Source organism: Denitrificimonas caeni, assembly GCF_905120345.1.
Classification (GTDB): domain Bacteria; phylum Pseudomonadota; class Gammaproteobacteria; order Pseudomonadales; family Pseudomonadaceae; genus Denitrificimonas; species Denitrificimonas caeni_A.
Genome location: NZ_CAJHOA010000004.1, coordinates 67,037 through 85,540, shown reverse-complemented (window position 1 = coordinate 85,540; position 18,504 = coordinate 67,037). Strand labels below are relative to the sequence as shown.

Annotated in this window: 18 protein-coding genes; all 18 read left to right on the top strand. The window is 45.9% G+C overall.

Annotated features, from left to right (window positions below; all coding sequences use genetic code 11):
* The first annotated feature begins 61 nt into the window (after positions 1 to 61).
* Positions 62 to 3,436: a class I SAM-dependent methyltransferase gene (locus tag JYJ62_RS08590; RefSeq protein WP_205341798.1), complete on the top strand. Its 3,375-nt coding sequence runs from the start codon at positions 62 to 64 to the stop codon at positions 3,434 to 3,436.
* 83 nt (positions 3,437 to 3,519) lie between these two features.
* Positions 3,520 to 5,208: a type II secretion system ATPase GspE gene (gene gspE / locus JYJ62_RS08585; RefSeq protein WP_205341797.1), complete on the top strand. Its 1,689-nt coding sequence runs from the start codon at positions 3,520 to 3,522 to the stop codon at positions 5,206 to 5,208.
* Positions 5,209 to 5,217: 9 nt separating this feature from the next.
* Entirely contained in the window at positions 5,218 to 6,429 is a 1,212-nt protein-coding gene (locus tag JYJ62_RS08580) for a type II secretion system F family protein (protein ID WP_205341796.1), read from the top strand.
* A 66-nt stretch (positions 6,430 to 6,495) separates the two neighbouring features.
* Positions 6,496 to 6,921 carry a type II secretion system major pseudopilin GspG gene (gspG, locus tag JYJ62_RS08575; protein ID WP_205342080.1) on the top strand — a complete coding sequence of 142 codons (426 nt, stop codon included), beginning with the start codon at positions 6,496 to 6,498 and terminating at the stop codon, positions 6,919 to 6,921.
* The gene (locus tag JYJ62_RS08570) at positions 6,896 to 7,369 is read left to right on the top strand and encodes a GspH/FimT family pseudopilin (RefSeq protein WP_205341795.1); all 474 of its coding nucleotides are present in this window, start codon (positions 6,896 to 6,898) and stop codon (positions 7,367 to 7,369) included. Before gspG ends, JYJ62_RS08570 begins: the two co-directional genes overlap by 26 nt.
* Entirely contained in the window at positions 7,359 to 7,781 is a 423-nt protein-coding gene (locus JYJ62_RS08565; protein WP_205341794.1) for a type IV pilus modification PilV family protein, read from the top strand. Before JYJ62_RS08570 ends, JYJ62_RS08565 begins: the two co-directional genes overlap by 11 nt.
* Positions 7,778 to 8,371, top strand: a complete 594-nt coding sequence (locus JYJ62_RS08560; protein WP_205341793.1) for a prepilin-type N-terminal cleavage/methylation domain-containing protein — start codon at positions 7,778 to 7,780, stop codon at positions 8,369 to 8,371. Before JYJ62_RS08565 ends, JYJ62_RS08560 begins: the two co-directional genes overlap by 4 nt.
* Positions 8,368 to 9,171, top strand: coding sequence for a type II secretion system protein GspK (locus tag JYJ62_RS08555; RefSeq protein WP_205341792.1), 804 nt, complete (start codon positions 8,368 to 8,370; stop codon positions 9,169 to 9,171). Before JYJ62_RS08560 ends, JYJ62_RS08555 begins: the two co-directional genes overlap by 4 nt.
* A 48-nt stretch (positions 9,172 to 9,219) precedes the next feature.
* The gene (locus tag JYJ62_RS08550; RefSeq protein WP_205341791.1) at positions 9,220 to 10,299 is read left to right on the top strand and encodes a PilN domain-containing protein; all 1,080 of its coding nucleotides are present in this window, start codon (positions 9,220 to 9,222) and stop codon (positions 10,297 to 10,299) included.
* The gene (gene gspM, locus JYJ62_RS08545; protein ID WP_205341790.1) at positions 10,296 to 10,886 is read left to right on the top strand and encodes a type II secretion system protein GspM; all 591 of its coding nucleotides are present in this window, start codon (positions 10,296 to 10,298) and stop codon (positions 10,884 to 10,886) included. Before JYJ62_RS08550 ends, gspM begins: the two co-directional genes overlap by 4 nt.
* Positions 10,883 to 11,389, top strand: coding sequence for a hypothetical protein (locus JYJ62_RS08540; RefSeq protein ID WP_205341789.1), 507 nt, complete (start codon positions 10,883 to 10,885; stop codon positions 11,387 to 11,389). Before gspM ends, JYJ62_RS08540 begins: the two co-directional genes overlap by 4 nt.
* Before the next feature lie 59 nt (positions 11,390 to 11,448).
* A complete protein-coding gene (gene gspD, locus JYJ62_RS08535; protein WP_205341788.1) occupies positions 11,449 to 13,590 on the top strand; it encodes a type II secretion system secretin GspD in 2,142 nt (713 codons plus the stop codon).
* Between the two features lie 30 nt (positions 13,591 to 13,620).
* Positions 13,621 to 14,040 (top strand): hypothetical protein, encoded by a 420-nt coding sequence (locus JYJ62_RS08530; protein WP_205341787.1) that lies wholly within the window; start codon positions 13,621 to 13,623, stop codon positions 14,038 to 14,040.
* A 153-nt stretch (positions 14,041 to 14,193) separates the two neighbouring features.
* Positions 14,194 to 14,970 (top strand): ABC transporter ATP-binding protein, encoded by a 777-nt coding sequence (locus JYJ62_RS08525; protein ID WP_205341786.1) that lies wholly within the window; start codon positions 14,194 to 14,196, stop codon positions 14,968 to 14,970.
* A 10-nt stretch (positions 14,971 to 14,980) separates the two neighbouring features.
* Complete coding sequence (locus JYJ62_RS08520) at positions 14,981 to 15,736, top strand: ABC transporter substrate-binding protein (RefSeq protein ID WP_205341785.1); 756 nt, start codon at positions 14,981 to 14,983, stop codon at positions 15,734 to 15,736.
* A 74-nt stretch (positions 15,737 to 15,810) separates the two neighbouring features.
* Positions 15,811 to 16,506 carry an ABC transporter permease gene (locus JYJ62_RS08515; RefSeq protein ID WP_205341784.1) on the top strand — a complete coding sequence of 232 codons (696 nt, stop codon included), beginning with the start codon at positions 15,811 to 15,813 and terminating at the stop codon, positions 16,504 to 16,506.
* Positions 16,503 to 17,192, top strand: coding sequence for an ABC transporter permease (locus tag JYJ62_RS08510; RefSeq protein ID WP_205341783.1), 690 nt, complete (start codon positions 16,503 to 16,505; stop codon positions 17,190 to 17,192). Before JYJ62_RS08515 ends, JYJ62_RS08510 begins: the two co-directional genes overlap by 4 nt.
* The gene (locus tag JYJ62_RS08505; RefSeq protein ID WP_205341782.1) at positions 17,193 to 18,431 is read left to right on the top strand and encodes a methyltransferase; all 1,239 of its coding nucleotides are present in this window, start codon (positions 17,193 to 17,195) and stop codon (positions 18,429 to 18,431) included. It begins immediately after the preceding gene.
* The last annotated feature ends 73 nt before the right edge of the window (positions 18,432 to 18,504 follow it).

Below are 18,504 nucleotides of genomic sequence, written 5' to 3'. Positions count from 1 at the left end.
TGCTTTTTATATATTATGCTCTTTTTTGTATACAGAGCTTTGTAAAATAATTCGGTAATTTATGAATACACAATTTAGCTTGTCTCAATATACTGGAGTGATGACCGCTCCTGAGCGTCTGACCGATATCGAATCTTGGCATCGTCATATTCCTTTTGCCTTAGCTTTGTTGGATATGGCAAAACCAAATGTGTATGTTGAGCTGGGTACGCATAAAGGTGACTCATACAGTGCATTTTGCCAGGGTGTGGTACAGCAGCAATTGCCGACGCGTTGTTACGCTGTCGATACTTGGCAAGGTGATGAGCACGCTGGTGAGTACAGCAGTGAAGTCTATGATGATTTAGTGGCTTGGCATAACCCACGCTATAGCAGCTTTTCATCTTTACTGCGTATGACTTTTGATGAGGCATTAGCGCATTTTCCTGATGGCTCCGTAGATGTACTGCATATTGATGGATTACATACTTACGACGCGGTTAAGCATGACTTTGAGTCGTGGCTACCAAAAATGAGTGCGCGCGGTGTGGTGCTGTTTCACGATACAAATGTACGTCACAGTGATTTTGCAGTTTGGCAATTGTGGGCTGAACTGGAAAAGCAATATTCCGCATTTGAGTTTCCCTTTGCTTTTGGCTTGGGAGTATTAGCTGTTGGTAGTGATGTTCCTGAGTCTGTTTTAGCTTTTCTTGAGTATGCAAAGAGTCATCCGCAAGCTGTGGTTGAGTTTTTCTATGAACAGGGTAATGCTGCTGAGTTGCGCAAAACCACTGCGGAGATTCAGCGCTTACAAACGCATTTAAATTCAATCGGTGAGCAACTTCATCATGCGATGAGTGTGGTTGAGCAGCGTGATGCGTTTATTGTTGAGCTGCGAGCAGATCAGCAGCGGCTTAATAATGATTTGGATGCCAGCCAGCATTTACATTTTGATCAGCAACAGCAGTATGAACTGCAGGTATGTGAGCTTGAGCAGCAACGTCATGTATTGGCTACGCAGTTACAAAATGCGCAAATGCAATTTGATCACGGTCTTGAGCTGTTAGCCGAGCGCCAAAACAGCTTAACTCACAGTGAGCAACAGCTGCGAGGGCTTGATGCACAAGCGCGCATGGTGTTGCACAGTCGTCTATGGCGAATACGCAATAAATTAATGCGTCTGCTGGGTTACCCTGGGCGTACAGTGAATTATTCGCCGGTTTCTTTTGCGCAGTTACCTGTTGAGGCTGCATTGCCCGCTGTTGTGTCTATACCTGAAAAACCTAAAGTCACTATTGTTATTCCTGTGTACGGTGGTTTTGAGGATACACGCTGCTGTGTTGAGTCCGTTTTGGCCAGTACCTATCAAACATCTGCAGAGATTGTTGTCATTAATGATGCCAGTCCTGAACCTGAGCTTGTTGAGTGGCTGAATGCAAATGCACAGCGTTTTACCTTATTGCACAATGAGCATAATTTAGGTTTTGTCGGTACGGTTAATCGTGGAATGGCGCTGTATCCGGAAAATGATGTCGTGCTAGTCAATAGTGATACCGAGGTTTCCAATGATTGGCTAGACCGTTTGCAGGGTGCGGCATATAGCAACGCACGAATTGGATCGGTAACGCCATTTTCTAATAATGCCACCATTTGTAGCTACCCGATTTTCTGTGAGGATAATGAGCTTCCTCAAGGTTACACACCTGCTGCGCTGGATAATGTTTTTGCCGAAGTGAATGCTGGACAGATTGTCGACATTCCAACTGCCGTAGGTTTTTGCATGTTTATTCGCCGCGATTGTCTAAACGATGCGGGTGCATTTGACGCGAAGCTGTTTGGACGTGGCTACGGAGAAGAAAATGAATTCTGTATGCGTTCAGCGTTGCGTGGTTGGCGGCATGTTTTAACCGGAGATACCTTTGTTTACCACAAAGGCGGCGTTAGTTTTGCTGAAACGCAAAGCGAGCATCAACGTCATGGACATAAAGTACTCACACGTTTATATCCACATTACGATGCCGTTATCCAGCAGCATATCGCTGAAAATCCTGCGCGTTCTATGCGTTTCGCCGTTGATGCTGCTCTGGCTAAGCGTAGTGAATTACCTGTTGTTGTTGTTGTTAATCACTGCCGCGGCGGCGGCACAGAACGGCATGTGATCGATTTTGCTGCACAGCTTAATGGACAGGCACATGTGTATCTGTTGACGCCAGAGTATGAAAATGGCCCTGTATATTTGCGACCGTTTTCTGACCCGCAACGTGCAGGCTTAGTCTTTGACCCCTATTCGCAAATGCCACAGCTATTGGATACGTTGCGCTGGATGGGGGTGGCACGTTTGCATTATCACCATACGATCGGCATGCCACAATCGATTTTGCTCATGCCTGAAGAGTTACCCTGCAGCTACGATGTCACTGTGCATGACTACTACTTGGCATGTCCACAAGTGACGTTAACCGATGAAAATGGACGTTATTGTGGTGCGCCTGATGAAGAGGGTTGTAATCAGTGCTTGGTTAAACGTCCGGCCCCTGAAAACCAGAGTATTCAAGAGTGGCGTCAGTTTGGTGAACAGTTTTTAAATGGTGCAGAACGTGTATTTGTACCGAGCACTGATACCTTGCAGCGCATGCAGCGTTATTTTCCTCGTGCGAATTTTATTTGGGCTGTGCATGAGCCATCACTCAAGCCTATTGCCGTGACAGTTCCAAGTCGTACTCTTGATGAGCCGTTACGTATTTTGGTCTTAGGAGCGTTGAGTGTCTTTAAAGGTGCAGATACTTTAGAAGCGTGTGCGCTGCAAGCTCGAGCCTTACGTGCGCCTTTAGAGTTTCACTTATTAGGCTATGCCTATCGTCCTTTACGCACGAAGCCATTTAGCAATCTACAGGCACACGGTGCTTATCAAGAAGCCGAATTGGCGGAGTTGATAGCCGAGATCAAACCGCATGTGGTTTGGTTTCCAGGCAGTTGTCCTGAAACTTACAGCTACACATTGTCAGCCGTTTTAGAGGCGGGTTTACCTGTCGTTGCTACAGATATTGGTGCCTTCCCCGGACGCTTAGTTGATCGTGAGTGGACATGGTTAGTACAGCCAGATCGGTCTACAACTGATATTGTCGCGCATTTTTTAGAAATTCAGCGCATGCTGCTGCAAGGCAGTGCACCAGAGCCGCTTGTCATCGTTGACGCTGATACTGCCGCTTTTGGCTATTCTGCAGATTATACCGCGACTATCGAACAGCCTCGCTACAGTTTGAATGAGGATCTTGATCTGCATAGTCTTTGGCGTACGTTACCCGCTTCGCAAGCAGATATTGCCTTCGCTGATGTGCGTTCGCCTTTTATTCGTAAGGCGTTGCCAGCGATCTTGCACAATCAGTTGCTTGGGCCATTAATTGCACGTATGCCGCACAATTTGAAACAAAATATTAAGAAGCTACTGCGCTCTTAGCGGTTTCGATACAGGGTATTTGTGGCGTTATAAAGGTATAATCATTCGTTAATCAGCATGTACAGAGAAAGGTGAAATAAGCTATGCAGCATTTGGGCGAATGGTTAGTCGCTGCCAAAAAGTTGTCAGATGCAGATTTGCAGCGAGCCATCCAGGTGCAAAAGCTATCCGGTGGTAAACTCACACAAATTTTAGTACGTCTTGGCTTAGTCGCTGAGAAAGATATCGCACAAATTTTAGTTGATCGGTTTGAGTATCGGTTGCTAACAGCTGATGAGTACCCGCAAGAACCTGTTCTTGCTGAGGATCTTATCTCTAAAGCATTTATGCGTGAACAGCATGTATTACCTGTTGCTGATGATGGTAAGACAGTGCAAGTGGCCATGCTTGATCCTTCAGATACATTTATCTTGCGCGCTTTAGCCATGGCGACAGAGCGTATTATTGAGCCAGTTTTAGCCCTCAGTTCTGAGCTTGAAAATGCTTACGAGCGTTTATATGGCGCTGGAGCAGCGCAGCGTGAAGAAAATGAAGCGCTAATTGACTCTTCGCTATCTGCGGGTGTTGATGATGTTGAGCGCTTGCGTGATATGGCCAGTGAAGCGCCGGTGATTCGACTGGTGAATAGTATTTTTTCTCGCGCTTTAGACAGCCGCGCTTCTGACATTCATATTGAGCCTTTTGAACACCATTTATCGATTCGTTTCCGGATTGACGGCGTTCTGCAAGAAGTGGAAACACCTTCAGCACAACTCGCGCCTGCGGTAATTTCACGCTTAAAAATCTTATCAAAGCTGAATATTGCTGAGCGACGCTTACCACAAGATGGGCGGATTCAGCTACGCATGCAAGGGCGCCCAATTGATTTGCGGGTCTCTACAGTGCCAACCATGCATGGTGAAAGTGTGGTGATGCGGATTCTGGATAAGCAAAGTATCAATCTTGATTTGGATGCAATTGGCTTATCGCCACAGATTTTAAAAGATTTTAAAGCGGTACTTGCACGTCCTAACGGTATTTTCTTGGTTACTGGTCCAACTGGTAGTGGTAAAACCACCACGCTCTATGCTGCGCTGAGTCGGCTTAATACTATAGATCGAAAAATCCTTACCGTGGAAGATCCCGTTGAGTATCAGATTGAAGGGGTCAATCAAATTCAAACCGCGAGTAAAGTAGGTTTGAGTTTTGCCAGTGCTTTACGTTCGATTTTGCGTCAAGACCCTGATGTGGTGATGATCGGGGAAATTCGAGACAAAGAGACCGCCGGCATTGCGATTCAAGCGGCTTTGACCGGGCATATCGTGCTATCAACGTTGCACACCAATGATGCACCCAGTGCCATTACCCGTTTGTTAGATATGGGCATGGAAGATTATTTGCTGACCTCGACAGTGAATGCGGTGATGTCACAACGCTTAGTGCGTGTTTTATGTCCGCATTGCAAGCAGCCGCATAGTATGAATGCCGAAGAAGTCGCTAATATGGGCGTTGCTCATATGGTTGAGGCAGACCAGTCTGTCACCGTGTACGGTCCAACAGGTTGTGATGAGTGCGCACATACAGGCTATCGAGGGCGTATGGGGATTCATGAGTTATTGCTGATGAACGATCAAGTACGCCATCAAGTATTGCAGAGATCCAGTAGCGAGCAAATTTATCGCACTGCACGTGAGAATGGCATGCTGAGTATGTTTGAAGATGGCTTTAGTAAAGTTCTTGCAGGCCTAACGTCCACTGCCGAAATATTGCGTGTTGCGCAGGCTTCTCGATGAGGCATCCGCATGGCTTTTTTTAAATACCGTGCTGTTAATGCATCGGGTAAAGTGATTGACGGTGTTATGGAATTGGCCTCTGCCGAGCAAGTCGTTGAGGCATTAGGCCGTGATGGCCTAATGGCGATGGACGTCAGTGAGACACGTCAGCCGGCCGCTAAAGGTGTTAAAAAAAGGCGCAGCCGTAAAAAAGGCAATGAGCGCGATCGCGTGTTGCATTTTACTCGAGAGTTAGCCGTGATGCTCTCATCCGGCTTGCCGCTGGATCGCAGCTTAAATATTTTAGAGGGGCTGAGTGACGAAGGTGCTGTTGAACTGATTCAGCATATTCGTAATGAGGTGCGTAAGGGTAAATCTCTCGCTGAAGCCTTCTCTGGACGCGCTGAATTTTCACCTTTTTACATCAATATGATTCGAGCCGGTGAAGCCAGCGGTAGCTTAGAAGCTTCGTTGACACGTATGAGCGAGTATTTAGAGCGCGCTAAAGCTTTGCGTAAGATGATTGGCTCAGCGTTAACCTACCCATTGATTTTATTATCAGTGGCCGTGTTGTCATTGGTCTTTTTGTTGGCCTATGTAGTGCCAAGCTTTGCCGATTTGTTTACCGATATGGGCGGTCAATTACCTACGCCAACCCGGATTGTGATGAACATGGGCGACTTTATGGCCGACTGGTGGTGGTTGGTAATCGGTGGTTGTGTCGGTTTGTTTTATTTTGCTAAGCATCTGTTTGCACAAGAAAATTTCCGCGAGAAATTTGATAAGCAAGTACTTTCCTGGCCGTTGGCAGGTGAGTTAGTACGCAATCTGGAAATCACACGCTTCGCAAGAACCTTGGGTGTTTTACTGCAGGGTGGCGTGCCACTAGTGGCTGGTTTAGCTATTGCACGAGAAACTGTGAGTAATCGTACGTTACGTAAGGAACTTGATACTGCGGTTGGTGCTCTTAAAGAGGGTAAATCGTTAAGTGCTTCTTTGTTGGCGGGTCAGCAATTTCCTGATTTAGCGCTGCATATGATGCAAGTCGGTGAGGAAACGGGGCAGCTTGAAGAAATGCTAATGAAGGTTGCTAATTTGTATGAAGACGAAGTGAGCACTGTTACTCAGCGTTTATTGGCCTTATTAGAGCCTATATTGATTTTGAGTCTTGGCGTCTTAATTGCGGGAATTATTGTTTCCATCTTATTGGGAATCTTAGGCGTCAATGAATTGATTGGTTAAGCGATTAGTTTTGGTGATTGTGTGGGCATTAGCCCATAGTGTTTAAGTTTATTTACGAGGTTTATGATGAAAAAGTATGGACAACGTCAACGTGGTTTTACGTTGATTGAGTTGCTGGTAGTTTTGGTTATTTTAGGACTGCTGATGTCTGTGGTTGGGCCGCGAGTGATGAAATACGTTGGTGGCGCAAAAACTGATACTGCTCGTATGCAGGTTCAAGAGCTCGCGGGCGCATTGGATATGTACCATCTTGAAGTAGGGCGTTATCCGTCTCAAGAGGCTGGCTTGCTTGCTTTGGTTGAGCAGCCGGCTGGTGCAACGCGTTGGAAAGGGCCTTATTTACGTAAATCAGCAATACCTAAAGATCCTTGGGGTAATGAGTATATTTACCGTTTTCCTGGCCAGCATGGCGCTTTTGATCTGTACTCTTTAGGTGCGGACGGACAAGTTGGTGGCGAAGGTGAAGATGCAGAAATTGGCAGTTGGGAGTAAAGGTCCTACGTCATCTAGGATAGCCGGCTTCACTTTAATTGAGATGCTGGTTGTACTTACTATTGTTGCTTTGGCTTTGGCCGTTGTCGTGCCTAATGTCAGTAAAAGTATGGTTCTTTCCGTAGATGATGTTGCTCGTGACGTACAAATTAGCTTGCGCCAAGCGCGAGCTAAAGCGGTTAGCGAGCAACAGAGTACGTTGTTTTGGGTGGATGTTGAGCAGCATCAATATTTGACTCATAAAAATAAAACAAAAGCTTTTCCTGAAGATATAAATATGCATGCAAAAGTAGCAAGCCGTGAGGTTCGGGGGCGTAAAGCCGGCGTGCGTTTTTTTCCTGATGGCTCGTCTACAGGAGGACGTCTGACGATCAATGACGCTAAGGTCACCGTATATATTGATATTGATTGGCTGACAGGCCGAGTTAGTGTGACTGATGAAAGCTAATGGCTGCACTATAAAAAGTCAGCGCGGTTTTACTATTCTAGAAGTGTTGGTGGCTTTTTTGGTGGCTGCATTACTTTTATCAGTGATTTTAAGTGGTTTTTCTTCAGGCATGAGCCAGTTAGTGCGTGTTGATCGAATCAGTCAAGCTGCTATCGTTGCGCAGTCAAGGCTTGCTGAGGTTGGGGTCTTACAACCGTTGCAAGCTGCTCAGTATAAGGGACGTGATGAGCAGTTCTCTGAGTTTTACTGGCAAGTAGATATTGTGCCATTTACGTGGGAGTTTGCCGGTCCATTAGCTGCGGTAGGCGGCATTATGTATCGTGTCGATGTTGAAGTGTTTTGGCCATCTGGCGAGAAAACTCAAAGCTTTTTACTGAGCTCGCTGCGTCTTGGGCAAGAGGAGCTACTATGATTTTCAAACAGCAAAAAGCATTTACGCTGATTGAAACTCTGGTAGCTATGACTCTAATGAGCCTACTAATTATGGTGTTGTTTGGTGGTTTTCGAGCGGGGGTACGCAGTTGGCAAGCGTCTGAAAACTATATTGCTGATGCCGAAGAACCGCGCCAGTTGAGCGCTTTGTTGTATCGTCATTTGGGTCAAGTTGTGCCAATGTTGGTTGGTGGTGGTGATATGTTATCTCGACCAGCATTTGCGGCAAGTGCAGAACGAATTCGCTATGTTGCACCTTTGTCGATGTCAGTGGGTGATGCCTACTTTCTATTTGAAATGATCAATAACTTTGAAGGGCGAGGTGGTATTTGGGCGCGTTTTGCTCCCGTAACCGAAGGACTCACGGCTGATGATATTTTAGCGTTAGCAGAGTACACCCAAATCAGTAAAAAGTGGTCTGTGCGCTTTTCATATTTTTATAATGACGAGTGGCTTGATGAAATGCCTGAGGGTGAGCTGCCTAAACTGGTTTCTGTCCATCTAACTGCCGCTGATAAGCAGTGGCCAAGTATGGTGTTTGCGCTCAGTACATTGGGGTTAGATCAGTGAAAGTGGTTGAGCAGCGAGGCGTCGTACTGATCGTTGTGCTGTGGATAACAGTGCTATTAACAGTATTGTTAGTGGCTTTTACCGCAACTGTCAAAGTTGATCGTAATATTGCCAGTGATATTGTCCAGCGCGTACAAGCTCGCGCAGGTGCTGAGGCCGTACTAAGTTATTTGGTTGCGATACGGCAATCAGAGGCCTACGACTGGTCAGAAATGACAGGTCAAGTGTATAAGCTAAGTCTTAACACAATGCAGGTGCGTTTTCGTTTTATACCTGAAAGTGCTTTTCTAAGTTTAAATGCAGCATCTGTTGAAGATTTAGAATCTGTGTTTAATGCCGCTGGTGCTAAAGATGCAGCAGCTATCGCAGAGTCCATTGTGCAGCGACGTGAAGGAAGTAATGATAGCCAGTCAGGTGCGACTATTGAGGCGCGGCCATGGCTGTCGACTATTGAACTATCGCAATTACCAAACATTACTTCAGATGTTTATCAGCAAGTACAAAGCTGGTTTACGGTTGATAGTGATCATCAAGGTGTTAATGTTAACTTTGCAGAAGCAGCTCTTGTTCGTGCCTTAGGTGGGACAGATACTGATCCGCTGCTGGCTGAGCAAACTGAGCAAGAAGTCGTTGATGTGGCTGCTCAAGAAGAGGGTGGTGATGTTTTTCGCGTACAGGTTGAATTAAGCAGTACAGCGAATAAACGTAAAATAGAGGCCAGTGTTGCATTCGGAGACGGTGAGTTAGGCTATCGTATCGCTCGCTGGAATGAGTACAATGCACATTTTTCATTGGAATAAATGTTGATGCGATTTGAAGTCGGCAATTTGCAGCTATTTGGATTTGATTTGAGCGCTTTGTTTCAGCGCTGGCTGCGTGGTATTCGCGATATTATGCCTGCAGGCTTGGGTGCTGCTTTTTTACGTCCGGCGCCCAGCATTGAAGCACGAGTGATGGGGCAGCAGCTTGATATTATACAAGTTGATGCAACTGGGCGGCGCACAGCTGTTGCCTCTTTGGGTGAAGATGCTCTTGATATTGCTTTAGATAACAGTTTACGGGCCGATGTGATTCGTAATATTAAATCGCCGCGCATGTTACAAGTGCAGTTGCTAATGCCTGAGCCGCAAATTATGCGACGTACGCTGACATTGCCTTATCAAGCTCGCCACAATTTACGAGATATTGTCGCTTATCAAGCAAGTCGTTTAACACCATTCGGAGTTGATAAGCTATTTTTTGATGTGCAATTGTTACGCGAAAATCGCGAGATTGGAACGATTGAAGTTGAATTTGTTGCCATATTAAAAACAGTTGCGCAGCCTTGGGTTGATCATTTAGAGCGCTTAACGGGATGCACTGTCTCTTGTTTAGGGGTGTACAGCAATGAGGAGGGTGTGCAGTCATGTAATTTGTTCGGCCAACCTCGAGTATCAGGGCAGTGGTGGCGACGTTTAAATCGTAATGGCATTTTGTTGATTGTTTTAATATTAGCGTTACTGATGACTGCGATTACGCCTGTGTATAAAGCCCGTGTCTTGGTGCTTGAGCGTAAGCAGGAGATTGCTCTGTTGGATCAGCAAGTTGTCGGCTTGCTGGATGTGCGCAATAAACTTGATGATAAGCTGACGCCTCTAAATGACTTTGTTAAGTATCGTGAGCGGCACGCTAGGTCCAGTCAAATTATTAATGAGTTATCTCGTGTTGTTCCACAGAATATTTATATTACAAACTTAACATTGCAGGACGATAGCGTAACAATTAGTGGTACAGGTACCAGTGTCGTTGATTTAATTGAGCAAATAAATTCATCACCGTTCTTTTTTGGAGCTAAGTTTACGTCGTCGTTAAACAGGAATGTGCGTACTGAACAAGATCAGTTTACAGCTATGTTTTCCTTGAAAAAATTAGGTGATGAAACGCAATGAAGGCTCGTCTTTTAAATCATCGAGATAGTTTGATTAGTGTCGCACTTCTACTTTTAATACTGTTAGTGGCTGCTTCTTTTATTGTCTCGCCATTAGTGAGTCAATATGAACAGTATCAGCTAGAGCTGACCAAGGACGCGCGGTTATTGCAGCAGCTTGGTGCTGTTGCTGAATCTAAACAAGAGTTACAACAAGCTTTCCAGATGTTTGAAACACAGGAACTATCAAGTTGGTTGTATGACTTGGAGGAACCCGCTGCTGTTGCTCTAGATGTGCAGCGGCGTGTCTCTGCTGAGGTTGCCAAAAACAATGGCCAACTACGTACGATTTCTCCCATGCCTGCAAAGCGTAAAGATGATTATTTACTCGTGGGCGTGCAAGTTAATTTTACTGCAGATTATGAATCTGTGTTGCAGATTTTAAAAGAGTTAGAAACTGATAAGCCGTTATTAGCTATCGATACGTTACGCTTTGCACCAATAGCCTATAGGGCGCGAGCAGGCGAACTTGAGCGACAGCAACTTAATGTACAGATGAGCGTCACAACATTTGTGCGGGCAGAGTTTACTCAAGGAGGCGAGCTATGAGTAAACACAATAGGCTTTCAGTGATAGTGACGCGCGTGCTTATTTCAAGCATTTTTGCATGTTGCTTGATAGCTGGATTGTTTTGGTACTTTATTACTGTCCAGCCAGTAAGAGTTCCGTATATGCAACCGTATGACTTACCTGAAGAAAATACTGTAGTCGAAATCGATACGAGTATTGCTTTAGAGTCTCCGCTATTTTGGGATGGACGGCTTCCTGTGGCTGAACCTGAGAGTGCTGATGGAGAGTCTAGCGTAATCGAAATGGGCTCAATTGATGGCGTAAAGTTGCTTGGTATTATCGTTCAAGGTGCTGTTCGTACTGCTTTGCTTGACATTGATAAAAAAGTTAAAAAGGTTGTCAAGGATGATGAGGTGAATGGCTGGATTGTTGATCAAGTGTCTGCGGATAAAGTTATGCTAAAGGGGAGTGATCAGATAGTAGAGTTGAGTATTGTCCGTGAACGTCCAGACAGTATAAAGCTCGAGTCTGTAGCGCAATAAGACAAGTATTAAGTAAACATACTTTTATCGTTTGCTGGTTTTTTTAGAGAGATTCATTAATGGCTTTATATAACCCTATGCGTGCTGGTTTTCGCTTACGCTCTTTGTTTTTAGTATGTGCAGCTACTGTCTTATCCGCCTGTGCAACTCCTCCGAAAACGACTGTTGAACAGCAGCCAGCACCCTTTGTAAAAGTTAACGAGCAAGTATCTCATGATGCGCTAGAGGATGTTTATGAGCCTAAGCGTGCGGGTAAGACACTGCTGGAGCAGCGTGGCACAGGCGGTTTTGTAAAAGCCCCGAATCGCGCACCTATCTCCACCGCCACTAAAGGCGCAGTGAATGTGAACTTTGAAGATGCGCCTTTAGATGCTGTCTTATCAGTTATTTTAGGCGATATGTTGAAAGTGCCTTACACCATCGAGGGCGATGTTAAAGGACGGATTACGTTGGTATCAACGAACCCTGTCCCTGAAGATGCCATGCTAGATATGCTTGAGTCAGCGCTTGAAGCTCAAGGTATTGCCTTAGTGCAAGGCACGAATGGTATTTACCGTGTTGGCGAATCAACAGGGTTGCGCAGTGAAGTACCTGTCGCTCTGCAAGAAGCCGTTGCAACCCGAGGCTACAGTGTACGTATTATACCGTTACGTTATTTGTCAGCGGTTGAGGCTGAGAAAATACTCATTCCGCTAGGTATGAAAAATAGTATTCTGCGCGTTGATCCACTGCGTAATATTTTAGTTTTGGGCGCGTCTGCTCCGCAAATGAAAAATGCATTACGCACATTGAGCATGCTTGATGTCGATGTGCTCAGCGGTATGTCATTCGGTATTTACGAAGTGATTAATATGGACTCTAAGCTGCTGGTTGAACGTCTAAATCAATTGCTTGGTAATACTGAAGCGGGAGGTTTGGTCAGTTCTGCAAAGCTGGTGGCGCTTGAAGAAATCAACAGTGTGATGATCGTTGCCCCTAATAATAGTCAACTATCAACCGTTAGTGCCTGGTTGAAAAAACTGGATCATGTCGGTTTAGGCGGTAGTGATGATGAGCAAGCGGGCGAGCAGTTGTACGTTTATAACGTGCAAAATGGCGAGGCTAAAGTTCTAGCGGATTTATTAGGACGTATCTTTGGCGGTTCAGGTTCTGGCTCGGCGTCTTCTTCTACAAGCGGTTCAACAGCGCCAGGCTTAGAGCAAACAGAGCTGAATAGTGGTGATGGCAGCTCTTTTGGCAGTGGTGCTGGAAAATCCTCGGGTGTCAGCGGTGCAACCACTTCTGGTGGTACACGAATTGTTGCTGATGAAGCCAATAATAGTTTACTGATTATGGCCTCCGCAAAAGAGTGGCGCAGTATTCGTGCCGCATTAGATAAAGTTGATAAAATGCCAGCGCAGGTGTTGGTTGAAGTGTCAATTTGGGAAGTAACTCTTAAAGATGAGTTGAACTACGGTGTTGAGTGGTTCTTTAACTCTAAGGGGGGCGTTGATGGCTTAGCTAAGAAAGGTGGCTTGCTATCAATGAATGATGGCGGAACTGTGGGCCGCTCCGTGCCTGGGTTCTCTTATATGTTCTCAGGTTCTGACTGGCGTGCGGTCATTAATATGTTGGCGAGCCGCTCGAAAGTAAAATCATTATCATCGCCTTCAGTGTTGGTGCAAGATAACCGTGAGGCGTCAATTCAGGTTGGTAACCAGCAGCCTATTCAAACCAGTCAAACAGTGAATACCAGTAATACTGGGGTGTTGACTCAGAATGTTGAGTTAAAAGATACCGGTGTGCAGTTGAAAGTTAAGCCTCGAGTGAATGCTGGGGGCTTAGTTGTTATGGACATCTTGCAAGAGGTCACCGATGTTGGCGCTACTGATGCGGCAACAGGCCAGCGTACGTTTTTGAAGCGCAGCATTGAAAGCACCGTCGCTATTCAAAGTGGCGATACGATTATTTTAGGTGGGTTAATTCAAGATCGAACAACAGACGGTGATAGTGGCATACCTTATTTGTCTAAATTACCTATTATAGGGCCATTGTTTGGCTCTAAAAATGAAGGGGGCGACCGCACTGAGTTGCTTATTACGATCAGCCCACGAGCGATTAACCAATACAAAGACTTTGCTAAAGTAGGTGAAGAGTTCCAAGGTAAAATGCAAGGGGTCGCTGACGCCTTTCGTGAGCAGTTTGAAGCGCAGAATCAATAATATTTTGGCGATACAGAAGAGGAAAGCATAATGAGAGTTGTTGTACAAACTGGGCTGCTATTGACGGCTGTTTTATTTTTTTCAGCATGCAGCGTATTGCCTACAAAAACTGATGCTGAGATTGTTGAACACCGTTCGGCATTACGTTTAGAGGCGTTGAAGAAGCTTGATTTTGAGAAAGCTTATACATATATGTCGCCTGGATACCGTAGTGTTAAAGGACTCGATAGGTTTAAGCTTGATTATGCTGGTTCGGTAAACTTACTCGATTTTAATGTGCAGACTGCAGAGTGTGTTGAAGACACGTGCAATGTTTTAGTTGATAGTACTTATAAAATCACTATCGTTGGACCTGGGTTTTCGGTTAAAAAACCTTTGGCTATTGAGCGAGCTAGCAAAGAAACATGGATTCGTACTGAAGGGAAGTGGTGGTTCGTTAAAGGCGACTAGGTCTTTATTGTGTTGTTTTTGGGTGGACGACACGTATACTTTGCATAAATATGTTCTACAAAAGCGGCTTTAGAGCTGCTTTTGTTTTTTATAATGCACAATCAGTATAGTTCTTAGTATATGACTATGCGCTTCGTTCAAAGAGGACCTTTTATGGCTGAGGCCATCCCTGCCTTAGAAATACGTGATTTACACAAGCGCTACGGCGACTTAGAAGTTTTAAAAGGGATTTCTTTAACAGCTAATGATGGCGATGTGATCTCGATTCTGGGTTCTTCTGGCTCAGGTAAATCAACATTTTTGCGCTGTATTAATCTGCTAGAAAACCCACATCGTGGGCAAATTTTCTTTTCTGGTGAAGAGTTACAGTTGAAAACTGATCGTGAAGGTCAGCTGGTTGCTGCGAATAATCAGCAGATCAATCGCTTACGCACGCAAGTCGGTTTTGTTTTCCAAAACTTTAACTTATGGCCGCACATGAGTGTGCTCGATAATATTATTGAAGCGCCGCGTCGTGTGTTGGGCTTAAGTAAAGATGAGGCCATTGCCACTGCTGAGGTTTTGCTAGCGAAAGTTGGCATTGCTGACAAGCGCCATGTTTACCCTAATCAGTTATCGGGTGGACAGCAGCAACGTGCAGCGATTGCGCGTACGCTAGCGATGCAGCCTAAAGTGATTTTGTTTGATGAGCCTACTTCTGCATTAGATCCTGAAATGGTACAAGAAGTACTCGGTGTGATTCGAGCGCTGGCTGATGAAGGTCGTACCATGTTGTTGGTGACCCATGAAATGAGCTTTGCGCGACAAGTGTCCAGTGAAATTGTATTTTTGCATCAAGGTTTAGTTGAAGAGCAGGGAACACCTGAGCAGGTGTTTAATAATCCGCAATCTGAGCGGTGTAAACAATTTATGTCCAGTCATAACCATTGAGGCAATAACTATGAAGAAATATAAAAAAATACTCTTAGTGGCGGCGGCCAGTTTGTCCTTTGCTACGGCAAGTTTTGCTGTGGAGAAACTTAAAATTGGTACTGAGGGTGCTTATCCTCCGTTTAACCTGATCGATTCCAGTGGTGAAGTGGTCGGTTTTGACTTGGATATTGCTAAAGCACTCTGCGAAAAAATGAAAGTTGAGTGTAGCGTTGTAATCTCCGATTGGGATGGCATTATTCCTGCGCTGAATGCTAAGAAATTTGATTTCTTAGCCGCGTCGATGTCAATTACCGAAGAGCGTTTGCAAGCAGTAGATTTCACCGATCCGTACTACACCAACGGCTTGCAGTTTATTGCGCCAAAGAGCAGTGATTTTAAGGTCGACAAAGATAGCCTCAAAGGTAAAGTGATTGGTGCACAACGTGCAACCATCGCCGGTAACTGGCTGGAAGATAATCTAGGCAAAGCAATTGATATCAAGCTGTACGATACCAATGAAAATGCTTATCTTGATTTAGCTTCAGGTCGTTTAGATGGGGTGCTAGCAGACAAGTTTGTTAACTGGGAATGGCTGAAAAGCGATGCCGGTGCCAGCTATGAGTTTAAAGGTGAGCCAGTGTTTGATAACGATAAAATCGGTATCGCACTGCGTAAAGGCAACGATGAGTTACGTGAGCGTTTAAATACAGCGTTAAAAGAAATTGTTGCAGACGGTACTTACAAAACCATCAATGACAAGTACTTCCCATTTAACGTGTATTAATTTTAAGACCGTGCTGTAAAAAGCCGCCACCTTGTTGTGGCGGTTTTACTTTACGACCTACACAAGTATTTCTGATGAATTTCGAACTCTATGGTTTTGGCCCAGCACTGCTTGCTGGTGCTTGGATGACAATTAAACTCGCTCTGTGCTCATTAGCATTAGGTCTGTGTCTAGGGCTGGGCGGGGCATTAGCAAAAACGTCTCCCTATCGTGTACTGCGCTTGTTGGGCGATGCCTATTCAACTATGGTGCGCGGTGTTCCTGAATTGCTCTGGGTGTTGTTGATTTATTATGGCTCAGTCGGTTTTGTGCGTGCGCTGGGTGAAAGCATTGGTTACCCCGAATTGGAGCTCAGTGCTTTCTCCGCTGGTGTCTTGGCGTTGGGCTTATGCTTTGGCGCTTACGCCACAGAAGTGTTTCGTGGCGCCTTGCTGGCTATCCCGCGTGGTCATCGTGAAGCGGGTTTAGCGCTGGGTTTATCGCGGCCGCGGATTTTATTTCGATTGGTCTTGCCGCAAATGTGGCGCATTGCTATTCCGGGATTAGGTAATCTCTTTATGATTCTGATGAAAGATACGGCGTTGGTATCGGTCGTCGGACTAGAGGAAGTGATGCGTACTGCACAAGTTGCGGTGACTTCATCGAAACAACCGTTCACCTTCTTTATGGTCGCAGCCTGCATTTATCTGACCTTAACCGTTTTAAGTATGTTGGCCTTGCACGCCTTTGAGAAACGCGCCAACCGCGGCTTTAGCAGGAGTGCAGCATGAAGTGGGATGTGATTGTTAAATGGCTGCCAAAATTACTGGAAGGCGCCTACTTAACCTTAGAGCTGGTTGCCATTGCTGTTTTAGTTGGTTTGCTGATCGCTATCCCAATGGGTATGGCGCGTGCCTCACGGCATTGGTATGTGCGTGCACTACCGTTTAGTTATATTTTCTTTTTCCGCGGCACGCCATTATTACTGCAGTTGTTTTTGGTCTATTACGGTTTGGCACAGTTTGATGCGATACGCCAAGGACCATTGTGGCCCTATTTGCGCGATCCCTACTGGTGTGCGCTGATTGCCATGACCATGCATACGGCTGCTTATATTGCCGAGATTATTCGCGGGGCGATTCAAGCGGTGCCTCCGGGTGAAGTCGAGGCTGCGCGTTCCTTAGGCATGAGTCGTGCGCAAACCATGTGGCATATTATTTTGCCACGCGCAGCACGTATTGGTTTGCCGGCCTACAGTAATGAAGTGATTTTAATGCTGAAAGCCAGTTCGCTGGCCAGCACTATTACTTTGCTGGAGCTGACCGGGATGGCGCGTACTATTATTGCTCGCACCTATTTGCCGGTAGAGATCTTCTTTGCTGCGGGGCTGTTCTACTTGGTGATGACGTTTATCTTGGTTCAGGTCTTTCGTTGGCTTGAACGCAAACTGCGCGTGGATGCGTTGCAGGGCAGGTAAGTGCTAACCACCCATACCTCGCTTTTAAGCGGTGACACTCTGGACGAGCGGTTTGTAGCGCTCAATACTTTCTTGCTGGAGCAGCACAGTATTTGGCGTGAAAAACCTTTCATTCAGCAGCAGTTAAGCTGGGAGGCAGATTTTCCAGAGTTGTCCAGCTGGTTGCAGGCGCGCAGTCTCGCTCATGCTGAAGACAGTCATGCTGACCCCTACTCTATACCCGCACCGCATCCTTTTGGCGGTTGGGCGCAGCGAGCGCAGCAGCTCTGCAGTGTTGATACTTTTAGTCAGGCTGTACTGGGTGCGCGCCCGCTGCGTATGCAAAATGGTGTGACTGAGCGTAAATGGCAACAGATCGAAGCGTTTGCTCGTGCTGTGCATGGCGATACTGAGCAATCTTTTACGCAGACTCAGGGTTGGTTGGATTGGTGCGCAGGTAAAGGTCATCTTGGCCGTTACTTGGCTTGGCCAGATGCCAAGCTTGAATGTTTAGAATTTAACCCTGATCTGGTCAGCAGTGGTCGAGCTATTAGTCAAAAGTATCTGACGCATGCGCAACATACTTTGTGTGATGTGATAAGTATTGAGAGTACCGTGCCGTTGCAGCGCAGTGGCACGGTAGTGGCCTTGCATGCTTGTGGTGATTTGCACACTCACTTAGTTCGCCAGGTCAGTGCACAACAGACTGTTGCTTTAGCTTTGGTGCCTTGTTGTTATAACCGAACTCAGGCGGACTTCTATCAAGCGCTTTCCAAGCAAGGACAAGCATCAGCACTGCAACTTGATCGTGACGATCTAGGCTTACCGCTGACGGCAACCGTTACTGCGACAATCCGTGAGCGCCGTTTGCGTGATCAGTCCATGGCTTGGCGTTTAGCTTTTGATCTCTTACAGCGTGAGTTACGGGGTGTTGATGAATACCTGTCGACCCCTTCATTACCTTCAACGTGGTTTAATAAATCTTTTGCTCAGTGGTGCGGTGATCTTGCAAAGTTAAAAAACTTGCCTGCGCTACCTGGGCAGAACTGGTCGATACTGGAGGCGCAAGGTTGGCAGCGTTTAGCTCAGGTGCGTAACTTAGAGTTGGTGCGCGGACTATTTCGGCGGCCGCTGGAGTTGTGGCTTGTGCTTGATCAAGCGCTGTTCTTACAAGAGCAGGGCTTTATTGTTAAACTGGGCGAGTTTTGCGCGGCTGAGCTGACGCCTCGTAATCTTTTATTGCTTGCGCATCGCGCCTAAAAAACTACGCAACATGCTGCCATTACTGAGTTACAGCGTATTTCACTTAACCTCAGTAACTGCTTGAATTTGC